A 13085-nucleotide genomic window follows, 5' to 3' on the forward strand; every position below is an offset into this window, starting at 1 on the left:
TAAAGAAGCAAAAAACACCTTTTACAGCAGCTGAGATTAATTGATTTGGATGTTTAGTTCAATTTCTAACACTAAGTCTATTTCAAATGAAAAGGATTGTTTTATGCTGCGCTTTCCAAGTTTTCTTATGTTCATTTTCTACGGCTCAAACAACCGTTTATTCAGCTGACTTCGAAGTCGATACTGATGGGTGGACTACAACCAATTGGACAAGAGATGCCGATGGTGCTTTAGGGACTTCAGATGGAGATTATCTTCATCCCACAAGTTTTGATGATTACGCTGCAGGCATAGATGTGACGGCTACAAGTGGAGTCATTGATTTGACAGGATTTTATAATTTGGCTCTGTCCGTGGATATAAGTTATGATACAGATGACTCTGGCCCTGGCCTGTTTGATAATCGACAAGATGGGTTCACCATAGAATATTCCCCTGATAATGGAGGAGGTTGGTTTACTCTTGGCAGTGATCAGGAGGGTATAAACTGGTTCAATGATGATGATGTCACCGCTTTTGGTTTACCTGGCTGGGATGGACAAAGTGGGGGTTGGATTACTAGCCAAATGCCGTTACCTGATGCTTTAGAGAATAATGCACAGGTTTTATTTAGGATAAGGTTCGCTTCAGGCACCACAGGTCTGGGTAACAACGAAACACTTGGAGTAGGTGCTGGCTTTGATAATTTTACAGTTACTAGTTACTCTTCTTCAAATGGTTCACCGGGCAATGTGCCCACCAACTTGTCTCTATGGCTCAAAGCAGGTTCTAGAGGGCTAACTGACGGTAGTGAGCTTGGAGCATGGGCAGATGAAAGTGGCAATGAGAATCATGCTTATGAGCAAACCAGTGTCGATCGACCAACTGCAAGTGGTCAAATGATCAATAATAACTCTGTTATTGACTTTGACAATAGTCACATAGAGGGCGCAGCAGGTATTTACACGCAAGAAATTTTTATCGTACTAGATCCCGATTTTATCAGCAGTTCGTCTGCCGAAACGGGAGATATACTGGGTTATCAAGTGGGTGGCGTCGGCAGTCTTGAATTTGGTTCATCAACGGTACAATTAGATGATGAGTTAATTACTCATACAATAGACCCAAATCCTGGCTATAGATCTGCTTATCAGGATTTGACTGGTGAAGTGGTTTTGGCCAACCCTATGATTATTAATGATCGAATTAATGCAACAAGTGACGGGCAAAACATTTTTGTAAATGGAGAACGTGTGGACAACATTGAGGTAGACCCGGATGGTGATTTTGTGTCTTTCAGTGATCAACCTTATATCTTAGGCTATGGTTTTGATCTTGCTGATGATTTTCAAGGAAGCATAGGCGAGGTGATTAGTTATACCGGACGGCTAACCGATAGTGATCAACAAGATATATTTACTTATTTGGGCATTAAATATGGAATTACATTAGATACTAATCCAGGGAGTGCTACCATTAATTTTGATTATCAAATCAACGGAGGAACTCTCATTTGGCCTGGAACTACAGATGCCAATTACCAAATTTATCATCATGATGTAGCTGGTATTGGCAAGGATGAAGCAGCACAGGAATTGAACCAGTCTAGTAGCCAAAGTGTGAATGATGCGACAATTGTAAATATTGAAGCCGCAGACGATTTGGATGATAGCGAATACCTTGTTTGGGGAAATGATGATAATACGAATTCATTTACCACAGACGACGTCATATCAGGAATTACGGAACGCTTGGAGAGAATTTGGAAGGTAAAGGAGACTGGTGATGTGGGTGCAGTTACAATCAATTTTGACATCACTAATCTGGCTGTAGATAAGGACAATACCACACTGAATTTGTTAATTGCTCCATCATCTGCGACCATGCCTACGGATTTAGCCAATGACGCAGTAACGGCTTTGATCATTGGAGGAAATGTAACAGATCAGGGAGGACATGATATTCTTACATTTAGTAATGTGGATTTTAATGATGGTGATTTCTTCACCATAGGTGGAGATGTTCAAACTATTGCTCCTGGAGGAATATCATCAGGACTTACCCTGTGGTTGCGTCCAGACGAAGGGCTAGAAACGAGCGGTAATTTGGTTACTTCTTGGAAAGATGTGAGCGGGAGTGGAAATGATGCTGATCAAGGGGATAGTGATGAAAAGCCTAGCTTGGTTAGTGCAGAAATCAATGACAATGATGCTATTGATTTTTCAGATGATTTTCTGGATGGCATTGCAGGGTTTAACACGCAGGAGTATTTCATCATTTTAAAACCTGATTTAGCCATTGCTGCGGGTGCAAGCAATGGTCAGGTACTAGGACTTCAAAATGGCACAGATGCAGGTTTGTACTTGGGCGTGGGGGCAGATACCCTGATTGGACATGAAGTGGATGGCTATAGGTCTGCCTACGAAGACGGTGTGGCGTCAATAACTAGTCCAGTCATTATGCTCAACTCCAGAAATAATGACGGTGGAACAGCACAAGAATTGCTGGTAGATGGTATCCAAGTTGACAATGGAGATGACGGAACTTTTGCCAACAGATCTAATTCATATTTCAGATTAGGAAACAACTTTCTTGGAACAAATGGCTATGACGGCAAAATCTCAGAAGTGGTTAGCTTCAATTCTCGACTTTCAGATGCTGATCATAGAGATGTTGAGAGTTATTTAGCTATTAAATATGGTATTTCATTAGATATTTCAGTCGAGGGATATACTGCCAATGGCGCTACTATTTACGATAATAATGCCTATGCTAATGAAATTGCAGGTATTGGTTATAATTTGGATCATGGACTCATTCAGTTAACTTCTCAAAGTACCGCGTCAGGATCAGCAGTTAAAGTATCTGGAAGTTCAGCCCTGGAGTCAGGAGAATATTTGATGTGGGGGAATGATGGAAGTGATAAAACATTGACGCAGACAACAGAGCTACCATCAGCATATAGTACACGCCTCACTACCGAATGGCAAGTGGATGTTACAGGTTCACCTGGAGCCGTGACCGTCAAGGCATATTTGGCAGGAGTTACAAATTATTCGTTACTGAACAAGGCACCTTCTTTATATGCTCTATTGATCAATAACACGAATGATTTTTCTACTGTTGAAACAGCCATAGAGGGCAGCAGTTTTTCTGGTGACACCATCATATTTAATAATGTCACTTTTTCAAATGATGATTATTTTACGCTTACGCTACCAGCTTTACCATCTGGTGCAATTGGTATCAGCAATGGCACCTTATGGATTACATCTGATTCAGGCGTTACTACCAGTGGTAGCGATGTCACCCAATGGGACAACCAAGTTTCGGCAGCAGGCTTAAGTGCCTTAGAGGATGTAGATGGCTCACCTCCTCAAATAGCATCAGTGAATGGATACAATTATATTTCATTTGATGGCTCCACTTATCTAGAATCCAACGGAATTATAACAGGGACAACAATTTTCGGAACTACTGATAACACGGTCATGGCGGTCGTAAGGCCTAATTCAGGCACTTATCTGGCCGTATGGGAAACATCAAGTACCAACAGGGCAGGTTTTGGTTTGAATGGAAGCAATGCCTCTATGATATTTGTAGACGCTAGTTCAAGTGAACAAGCGATTGGCAGTACAGATATTGTCACTCCTTCAGAGTTTCAAATTATCACCTATCAATCTACTTCTGCCACGAGCAATAATATTTATGTCAACGGAAATTCAAGTGATGGTACTTCAAATGCTGGTACTTTAGCTGGAGGCAGTGCAGGTTTAGGCCTTGGAGCTACCCCAACTGGCAGCTCTGGATTCAATGGTGATTTGGCCGAAATTGGATTTTGGAGTACGGCAATTTCTGCTTCAGATCGAAGAGACGTTGAAAGCTACTATGCATTAAAATACGGAATTGATTTAGATATATCTGCCAGTGACTATACATACAATGGCGGAACGACCATCTACGATAGAACGGGTTATAATACTCGGGTGCGTGGAATAGTGGCAAATAATGATCAAGGTTTGTACTTGGATTCTACGGGCAGTATAAATGGAAGTGACGAGATAGAGGTGAATAACCCATCTTCATTAAATAATTTAGATGGTTTAGTCATTGGAGATGATAATGGTTCCTTGAACTATATTTCCTCAGGCCTTCCAGTTTCGGTAACAGAACGTGTCACCCGTAAATGGGGTGTGTATGAAGTCAATGATGTAGGAACTGTGAGCATTTCTTTCGATCTATCATCGGAAGACAATACAGGCTATGTAGTAGCTGACTTTGCATTGATATTGGATGATAATGATGACTTTACGGATGGCGTACTTGACATTATTGCTGCTCATTCATTCAATTCTGAAATTGTAACAATTAACTATGTAGATTTCTCAGGTGCTACTCATTTTGGTCTGGCTACAGGAATAGACATCACTAGCGACACTGACGGTGACGGAATTCCAGACTATTTTGAAGTGGCGCATGGAAGCGACTACAATGATGGAGACAGTCCTGTGGCTGGTGGAGCTGGATCTCCACCTACTGATGCAGACGATGCCAATGGCCCACTAGAAACTACCCTTTCACTAAATTCTGGTAGGATTAGTAGTGCATTAGAACAGCTCTTAATTGATCAGGGTGTAGTAGCCCCTGTATCAAGAAATACAGATACAGACGAAGATGGGCTATCAGATTGGAGGGAGGTTCGGGATGGAACTGATCCTTTTGATGCAGATTCGCCAACTAGTGACGGAAATGTTGATTCTGATGGAGATGGATTGAGTGATGGACTAGAAGCTATAATAGCAGCTGAAGGAGGGGCAGTAGACCCAGATTCAAGTACAGATACAGACAATGATGGCGTTCCTGATTATTATGAAGTATTGAATGGTTACGATCCTAGTGATGCCGACGAACCATTGCCAGGAGGTGGAGCCCTAAGCGATGTCAATGATGCTACTGGCTCAGCTGAAGGATCAGCCCCTGTCATTAGTGATGCATTGGAAAGCCTACTCATCGAATCTGGTGCAACAGCACCCATTGAACTTTCAAGTGATACAGATGAAGATGGCATTCCTGATTATATTGAAGTAATTGGCAATACAGACCCCTTCAACGAAAATAGCCCGACAGTTTCATCTGACATTACCACTATCAGGAGCTTGCAAGCAGATTATCAAGCCACTAATCCCAATTGTGAAATACTTGATGGTTATCAATGGGTAGACGTCACAGACAATCTGGGCAACCTTGTTTTTTCAATAAACCCGCTTGGAAATGATCTGGGAGAGACGTGTTGGGCTGTTCGGAAATTGGATGGTGAGTCTAATGTAAGAAACAGAATGCTGGGTGCTTTTCAAGAGTATGTATTAAATAGAAATTGGTGGATCAGTCCCACTACTCAGCCAGCAGGAGATTATCCTGTTTATTTACGATTTTATTCACTTGCCTCAGAGCCTCAAGATCTTTGGACCAAAGTAACTAATGATGGACACGACCCTGATGTGATGGCTGACTTCGTTCAGGATAGCATCAATTTCACTAAACAGGGTGGTATAAATGACCTGAATCCATTTGAAGAAGGGAGTAGTACGGAACTTATTCATAGTAGAGGAGAACAATTTAGAGGAAGTGATTACCAGTTCACACTTAGTGTGAATAGTTTTTCATCTTTTGCAGCTTTTTTTGAACCTGGGAACCCTAATTCTGCCCTGCCGATTGATCTGGCCTTTTTCAAAGGGTTGAATAGTGATCTTGGAATAGAACTCACATGGCGTACCTTGAGTGAACTCAATAATGACTACTTTATACTCGAAAGAAGTCAGCATGTAGATTCATTTGAAGAGATAGTGAGGGTAGATGGCAATGACGATTCCAACGAAATTGTAGATTACAAATGGTTGGACAAAAAACCTTTACAAGGGAAAAGTTATTATCGGCTTACTCAGGTAGATAACGATGGGAAATCCAATTCATCTGATGTGATTATGATTGAAAGTGGATATACTCGTATTCAGGTTTACCCTAATCCAGCCAAGGAAGTGATCAATGTATCTTTTGAACATAAAACTTCAATTAGCGAAATTACTTCCTTAAACGTTATTGATATTTCAGGGAGAGATTATCCAGTTACTTACAGATTTGAGTCAAACAACTTGTTCATTCCGATTGCGCATCTTGAGGCAGGTTTTTATATTTTAAAACTTGCAATTAGAGATCAGATTCAATCATTTTCCGTAAGAATTGATCATTAGGTCGTGTAGAAACTCCAAGGATATTTTTGATAAAACAGAATGTTGGTATTTATATTAAATTAAAGAACTACCTTTGTCGCTGGAATCAAGAAGAACCATTCCGTATTTGTCCTTTCTACATAATTTTTTAGGCTTATCTGTTTAGGTTTTAGTATTTCCATAGTTGGGTAAAGTGCTCAATTTTTAAATCTAAATATACGATATGTCAAAATCCCAGAATAGCTTCATCAAGAATCAGAAGGCAAAGAAAAAAATGCTGAAGAAGAAGGAAAAAGAGGAGCGACGAAAGGAAAGACAAGAAAATAACAACAAAGGAGGAGAGTTATCTGACATGATGGCGTACGTTGATGAATTTGGAAATATTTTATCCGAACCACCAGAGCCAAAAGTCGAAAAAAAGGATGAAAAAAAAGATGCTTCCCTTCCGCGACCAAGAACTTAAACAAAGATTTTTTTTAATAATTTAATAAACAATGCAAGGAACAGTAAAATTTTTCAATGACGCCAAAGGATTTGGTTTCATTAAGCCATCAGATGGAGGAGACGACATTTTTGTACACACTTCAGGTCTAGTGGATGAAATCAGAGAAAACGACGAAGTTGAATTTGACACCGAAAGAGGTAAAAAAGGCATCAACGCAGTAAACGTAAAAGTTCTGGGTTAATCCTTTCTTTTGATATCATACAAAAAAGTCAAGCGAGTTCATTTGAACTCGCTTTTTTTTTGCCCTATCTGAAAAGTATTTATCACAGGGGTTACTTCATAGATTTGAATAAGATACTTCTTACTTGATTTCAGAATTTTTGAAGCGTTTGTTGATAATGTAATCTATATCCTTTCTGGTCAGGTTGCTTCCATCTTCCAGTGTTGAACTTATTTTCCTTACAATTTCATCCAGATTTTTGGTTGATTCATGTAGGGCTTTCAAAAGCTCTTCATCTTGTATAGATGTATTGTGTATTTGAAGCAAGTTTGATATTCCCAGAATGCTGGATAGAGGAGCTCTCAGCATGTGTGAGTTGACAAAAGCATATTCCTTAAGTTGATTGTTTTGTATGAGAAGCTTCTGGGTTCTTTTGTCTACTGCGGCTTCAAGTGAGCCATTAGATTCAATCAATTTTTCATTGAGCTGATGTAATTCTTTGTTCATTGATTCAATCATGGTACTGCTCAGTGAAAGTTCTTTGTTTTGACTTTTCAGTGTGTTTAGCAGCTCTTTTATTTTTTTGTTTTTATAATGAGAAGCAATAAAATCTGCTAAAGATTGAGTGATCAGGGCGTGTTCTGCTTCCCATTTTCTTGTGTTCCTGATATGCTCACAACAGACCACGCCTATGGCCTTCTGATCTAGCAAAATAGGGCAGTCGAGCATGGATTTAATACCTAGAGGTGCCAGATAATTGTCTTTGAACTCTGAAGTGTCAGGGTTAGAAATGGCATTATGTGCCATAATGTAGGGTTTGGTTTCTACGGCTTCGAAATAGGATGGATAATCAACCTGACTGATGACAATCTCTTTTGTATTCTCTGAGCCATTTTCAACTAAATACTTCAATTCCAATATGTTTCGATCCGTATTGAACAGCCAAATACTAACGCGATCTACTTCCAATGAATCCTGAGCCAAGGCACAAACATTCTCAAAAAGATTTTTAGTAGTCTTAAATGCTTCAGGATTCCTTGTCAATTCAATCAGTGCAGCATTGAATGCAGTGAGTTGCAGGCTTTTTTGCTCTACGCTATTTTTAAGATTAGTAAGCTCCTGATTGTTTTCGACTGTTTTGCTATAAGCTTCGCCCAGAAGATTATACAATAAATAGGTAGACGCTAGAATGGCACCAAGAAAAACCACTCCTGACCAATAAGATGCACTGCTTGAAACTAATAAATTGTAAGTACTTCCTACAGATTCGAGCACAATCAAAAAATTGAAAAGATAGGAGACCAAAATAATAATAAACCAAATTCTAGAGGCTTGAAGTCCCTGAATTAATACTGCCAAAATGGGTATAAATGGAAACCAATAAATGGTAGTATTGAATGTCTGGGGTTGAGCGAGGAATAGAAATTCAATTAATATAAATATGAGTAGAGGCATAAGGAACCTTATCCACGTAGCATGAGCAAATCTTATACTGAGCAAGGTGACAGCAAGGCTGGCCACGAAATAAGAGGTATATACTATAATCGACCCAGACCTAAGATCAACTGTAAGGTCAACAATGACCATTATACCCGACACCATAAGATTTACAATAAGGACAGAGAAGAATACCTTATTGGATTGGATCTTATAGTCAGTCATGTTGAGCCAACGCATGAATTGTCTTTGGTTAAGTCAAGGAAATTTGTCACATAGCTAGTACTTAATCTAGCGAAAAAATATCGTGTTTACACGTTTTTGACCTATTCAATTCTTAGGCTTCTATGGAAGACTAGCTTTGAAATCATCATAACTCATTCCACTTTCTTTAATTTTGTCAGTGCTACAATTGATGTCATTAGCTTTTGCATTGATATCTGCAACTCGCGAAGTTGGAGATGGATGTGTACTTAGAAATTCTGGCCCTCCGGCTTGTCCTTCGGCAGTGAGCTTTTCAAAAAAGGTAGCTGCACCATTACATGCATACTCTGTATCTGATAAGTAAATAACTGAGTGTTCATCTGATTCGGCTTCGTCATCTCTGCTAAATTTAAGACCAAAGAAACCAGTAGCTAGTTGCGCCAGTTGAGAATTGCTCGCTTCACCTAGAATAATCTGACTAAGCAATTGGAGTCCAACTTGCTGCTTCATTTGATCACTTGAGTGGCGCTCTGAAGCATGAGCAATTTCATGTCCCATAACACCCGCTAAATCATCTGCAGTATCCAAGTACTTAATCAAACCTGTATAAACATAAATAAAGCCTCCAGGCGTTGCAAAAGCATTCAAAACATCCGCGTCAATAATTTTCACCTCATTATAATGAAATAGGTCTTTATATTTAACATCATCACTGGCAGGCAACTATGGCGGCTGTCATATTCTGGATATACTCGTATGCTTCAGGGTAATTTGCTTCTGGAAGAATGGGGTAGTTGGTTGGATCCGCCTCAATCTGAGCAACTACTGATTTACCTAATTCTACGTCATTGGCAGGTGTGAGCCCAAGAAGCTGATCTGTGGCTTCACTACACGAGTTTAAGAAAATAGCAGCTATCAGTAGGTAAAGAATATGTTTACTTTCTCTCATTGAACAAATTTTGGTTACATAATAATCAAACCACAAATGGGCAACAACAAAGTTACACAAAAGTGAAAATGAATGGGAGAAGTAGTAATGAGACTTTTTCGTCCCTTGGATTATATCTAGTTTTGCCGAAAGATTTCATGCATGGATACATTTGATTCCCTACAGTTAAAAAACCCTCTAATTAATGTTATTACTGATTTGGGCTTTGAGAAACCTACACCTATTCAAGCTCAGGCTTATCCTGTCATATTATCAGGTAAAGACTTAGTAGGAATCTCACAAACTGGAACTGGAAAGACCTTCGCTTACGTACTACCCCTGCTGCAAGAGCTTAAATTTTCAAAGCAAAGCACTCCCAGAATTTTGATTCTTGTCCCTACTAGAGAGCTTGTGGTGCAGGTAGTAGAACAAATTGAAATATTAGCAAAATATATCAATGTGAGAGTACTTGGTGTCTATGGGGAATCTAATATCAAAGTACAAAAGGAGGCTTTACTTGAAGGTCAGGATATCATTGTGGCTACACCAGGCCGCCTTTATGATTTGATCATAAATAGAGCACTACAACCAAGGGATATCAACAAATTAGTGATCGATGAGGTGGACGTCATGCTAGACTTAGGATTCAGAGTTCAGCTAACCAATCTTTTTGAATTACTTCCGACGCGTAGACAAAACATCATGTTCTCAGCTACAATGACTGAGGAAGTTGACGCCTTGATTGAAGACTTTTTCACTACACCTCAGAAAATAGCTGTTGCAGTCAGTGGAACACCATTAGACAACATTGCTCAATCCAGTTATGCAGCTAAGAATTTTCATACCAAAACCAGGTTGCTCAATCATTTGTTGGAGAACAAAATTGAATTCCACAAAGTTTTGGTTTTCATTTCAAATAAGAAATTGGCGGATCGATTGTTTGATGCTGTGGAAGAATCTTATGGCTCACAGGTTTGTATCATTCATTCAAATAAATCACAGAACTACCGTTTGAGATCTGTAGAAGAATTTGATGAAGGCAGTAAGAGAATATTGATTGCAACAGACGTGATAGCCCGTGGACTTGATCTAGAAAGGGTGTCTCACGTCATTAACTTTGATGTACCCAATTATGCTGAGAATTATATGCATAGAATTGGTCGGACGGGTAGGGCAGAGGAGCTTGGCAAATCAATTTTGTTTTATACAGAAAAAGAAGAGGTACTCAAAGAAACGATTGAGACTCTGATGGATTACCAAATCCCAAATATGGATTTTCCGGAAGCAGTTGAAGTCACTAATGAATTGATACCTGAAGAAAGACCTAAAGTGGCAGAGAGCAATTACAACAGAAACACTAAGCCACGTGTAGCAACCTCGGAAGACGAAGAAAAAAAGGAGAAAAACAAAAAGGTAAACTTAGGGGGTTCATACAAGCGCAAACTGGCATCAAAGCACAAAAAGCCAAAGACCAGAGGAGATAAAAATCAAAATAAAAAGAAGAGGAGATAATCTTAAAGGGTATCAACTGTCATGATTTGTAGACCTGTCTTTAGTTAGCTTGCTTTCAAAGGTACTCTTGGTTAGCACTTGATTCATCATTCTGATCACATCATCGATCTCAATGGATGTATCATTGATATGTTTGAGCATTTCGGGCAGCTCATCTTGTTTGAAAGTATTTTTATCCTGCATCAGACTCGTTAATCCAAGCAATCGTGAGAGGGGGCCACGCAATTCATGCGAAGTCTGAAAAGCATATTCTTCCAGGTTTTGAAGTAATAATTTACGTTCCTGATCCTGTCTGCTTTTTTCTGTTATATCCAATTTGTTGAGCCACATCCAGCTCAACTTACCATCATCAAGTTGCGAGGTGACATGGCTGATAAACCAGCAGTCTGTGTCGTGTATAGATTCGGCAAGCACTTTGCCATTGAGGTGATAACTGTTGTCAACAATGGCATGGAGCAGATTTACAGCCGATTCCTCATGATCCATGACAAATGACAGACTCTTGCCAATAAGCTCGTTGGGATTTTTGTGGAGGTAGAGTTCCGCAAATACATGATTGCATTCCACCAATTTCAGATGATTGAGCAGATAATCAATCTGTTCTTCTTTGGGTAAATCAATGCGCATGGGCGCTTCCAAATCAAGTCTGGCAATGCCCTCAAAACTATTAGTAAATAGTTTGCGGTACTTTTCTTCACTTTCCTGTAGTCGTTCTGTAATTCCGATTAACTGACTTTGCTTTTGTCTAAGGTCAGTTGTTCTTTCTTTGACCACTTCTTCAAGATTCGTAGTCAGTTGGTCTAGTTTGATGTTGTTATTTAGCAGACGGACATTCGACTTTTCATATATATATAACAAATAGCCAATGACTATATTGAATATGGCCCAGTAATAGATGGAGGTAAAGTAGGTGTAGTCATTGTCCAGAAATTTTTCTGTCTCTATTCTGTTATTATCAAAATACAACAGATACGATTGTTGATAAAAAATGCTTATCAGACTAAAGAGCAGCAGAAAACCAAAGGCAAAAGGTGATTTTCTGAACGAGAAAAGTATTTGACAAACCACAGCGAAACCTATAATACTCAGATCGAAGTGAAAATAGTAATCGACTTCTGTGCCTTGTATGACTGGATCCAGAACAAGCCAAAAGGCAATCCATGACAATAAATAGAGCCATCTGCTTATGGTGAAAAGTCCTTGACGGTTGATGAAATAGCACAGCACAGAGGCCATAGCAAACATTAACCTCGTAAATTGATCAAAGTTGAATTCGGACCAGGGTTTTATATATTCCTTGTAGTCCAACAGATAGGAAATCAGGATGATCACTGGCACAACCAGAAAGAGCACATTAGCTAAAATGACTCGCTCTTTTGAAGTATGGCTTTGATTGGAAGCAGAACCCGCCAGAAAAAAGGACTCTATAGACTGTAGATTAATCAATAAGTTTAGTGGCTATATTTTATTTGTTGAATCTCTGTCAACAAGTAAAATGTGGTTTATGACTTGTCTTAAGTTAATTAAGAAAGAGCAAAATTAGCACTTCAACGTTTGATTAGTTACTGCAAAGGTGATTTTTAACAAAAAATTAATAACTAATTAGCTATTGACCTGATGCATTTCATTACAGGCTGCAGCTTGGTGTGTGGATTGTCATCATCGAATAAATGCTCGTAAAAGCTTTTAGTGCTGTAAACCTTAAGGGACGAATGCCTAGCACCATCATACGCACGCTTCATCGTAGGGGACTCTAAAACTGGAAGTGATTCCAGGTTCACATGATTGAACTCCTTGAGAAGGGATTTCCATTCCTTTTTTGAAAGAGCTCTTTTATTCACTGATTCTTCAGCTGAACGATTTTCATTTTTTCTTACAACCAAGCTATCCTCAGTGATTGAGATATGTTCATAATACCCTCTGGACAGAGATTGGAATTCAATTTTGACTATTGTATCAATTTGAGCATGTGCAGAAATGGATAGTAAAAGAAAGAAGCTTAGAACTCGAATCTTCATAGATTAATAGGGGTCTTTTTAAAACAATGAGTCAATAATGATACCACATATTACAAAACAAAACCTCTGGAATTTACTCCAGAGGCCTTGTTCAATTTACTTAGAAAGTAAATAG

Annotated in this window: 9 protein-coding genes; 4 read left to right on the top strand and 5 right to left on the bottom strand. The window is 39.1% G+C overall.

From position 1 onward, the window contains the following. The first annotated feature begins 86 nt into the window (after nt 1-86). The 3 genes from B9A58_RS00355 to B9A58_RS00365 all read left to right on the top strand — a co-directional run bounded on the left by B9A58_RS00355 (nt 87) and on the right by B9A58_RS00365 (nt 6892). Nucleotides 87-6227, top strand: coding sequence for a DUF8202 domain-containing protein (locus B9A58_RS00355; RefSeq protein ID WP_084370438.1), 6141 nt, complete (start codon nt 87-89; stop codon nt 6225-6227). A gap of 202 nt (nt 6228-6429) precedes the next feature. Further along, on the top strand, nt 6430-6669 hold the full coding sequence (locus B9A58_RS00360; RefSeq protein ID WP_084370439.1) for a cold-shock protein: 240 nt from the start codon (nt 6430-6432) through the stop codon (nt 6667-6669). Between the two features lie 31 nt (nt 6670-6700). Beyond that, the gene (locus B9A58_RS00365) at nt 6701-6892 is read left to right on the top strand and encodes a cold-shock protein (protein ID WP_084370440.1); all 192 of its coding nucleotides are present in this window, start codon (nt 6701-6703) and stop codon (nt 6890-6892) included. 120 nt (nt 6893-7012) lie between these two features. On the opposite strand, the gene B9A58_RS00370 is transcribed toward B9A58_RS00365, so the two are convergent. The 3 genes from B9A58_RS00370 to B9A58_RS20575 all read right to left on the bottom strand — a co-directional run bounded on the left by B9A58_RS00370 (nt 7013) and on the right by B9A58_RS20575 (nt 9461). Next, nucleotides 7013-8548: a GAF domain-containing protein gene (locus B9A58_RS00370; protein ID WP_084370441.1), complete on the bottom strand. Its 1536-nt coding sequence runs from the start codon at nt 8546-8548 to the stop codon at nt 7013-7015. 105 nt (nt 8549-8653) lie between these two features. Beyond that, nucleotides 8654-9184 (bottom strand): M48 family metalloprotease, encoded by a 531-nt coding sequence (locus tag B9A58_RS00375; RefSeq protein WP_245826949.1) that lies wholly within the window; start codon nt 9182-9184, stop codon nt 8654-8656. A 37-nt stretch (nt 9185-9221) separates the two neighbouring features. Beyond that, the gene (locus B9A58_RS20575; protein ID WP_245826952.1) at nt 9222-9461 is read right to left on the bottom strand and encodes a hypothetical protein; all 240 of its coding nucleotides are present in this window, start codon (nt 9459-9461) and stop codon (nt 9222-9224) included. Nucleotides 9462-9602: 141 nt separating this feature from the next. Between B9A58_RS20575 and B9A58_RS00380 the strand changes: the two genes are divergently transcribed. After that, nucleotides 9603-10952, top strand: coding sequence for a DEAD/DEAH box helicase (locus tag B9A58_RS00380; RefSeq protein WP_084370442.1), 1350 nt, complete (start codon nt 9603-9605; stop codon nt 10950-10952). 12 nt (nt 10953-10964) lie between these two features. On the opposite strand, the gene B9A58_RS00385 is transcribed toward B9A58_RS00380, so the two are convergent. Together B9A58_RS00385 and B9A58_RS00390 are read right to left on the bottom strand one after the other, a co-directional pair. Next, complete coding sequence (locus tag B9A58_RS00385) at nt 10965-12398, bottom strand: nitrogen regulation protein NR(II) (protein WP_084370443.1); 1434 nt, start codon at nt 12396-12398, stop codon at nt 10965-10967. Between the two features lie 152 nt (nt 12399-12550). After that, nucleotides 12551-12970, bottom strand: coding sequence for a hypothetical protein (locus tag B9A58_RS00390; RefSeq protein ID WP_084370444.1), 420 nt, complete (start codon nt 12968-12970; stop codon nt 12551-12553). Nucleotides 12971-13085: the final 115 nt, after the last annotated feature.

The sequence above is a fragment of the Reichenbachiella faecimaris genome (genome assembly GCF_900176375.1).
Lineage (GTDB): Bacteria > Bacteroidota > Bacteroidia > Cytophagales > Cyclobacteriaceae > Reichenbachiella > Reichenbachiella faecimaris.

Excerpts from the sequence above, each read along its gene's own strand:
- B9A58_RS00360 (WP_084370439.1), top strand. The coding sequence starts at position 6,430 with ATGTCAAAATCCCAGAATAGCTTCATCAAGAATCAGAAGGCAAAGAAA.
- B9A58_RS00380 (WP_084370442.1), top strand. The coding sequence starts at position 9,603 with ATGGATACATTTGATTCCCTACAGTTAAAAAACCCTCTAATTAATGTT.
- B9A58_RS00365 (WP_084370440.1), top strand. The coding sequence starts at position 6,701 with ATGCAAGGAACAGTAAAATTTTTCAATGACGCCAAAGGATTTGGTTTC.
- B9A58_RS20575 (WP_245826952.1), bottom strand. The coding sequence starts at position 9,461 with ATGAGAGAAAGTAAACATATTCTTTACCTACTGATAGCTGCTATTTTC.
- B9A58_RS00355 (WP_084370438.1), top strand. The coding sequence starts at position 87 with ATGAAAAGGATTGTTTTATGCTGCGCTTTCCAAGTTTTCTTATGTTCA.
- B9A58_RS00370 (WP_084370441.1), bottom strand. The coding sequence starts at position 8,548 with ATGCGTTGGCTCAACATGACTGACTATAAGATCCAATCCAATAAGGTA.
- B9A58_RS00390 (WP_084370444.1), bottom strand. The coding sequence starts at position 12,970 with ATGAAGATTCGAGTTCTAAGCTTCTTTCTTTTACTATCCATTTCTGCA.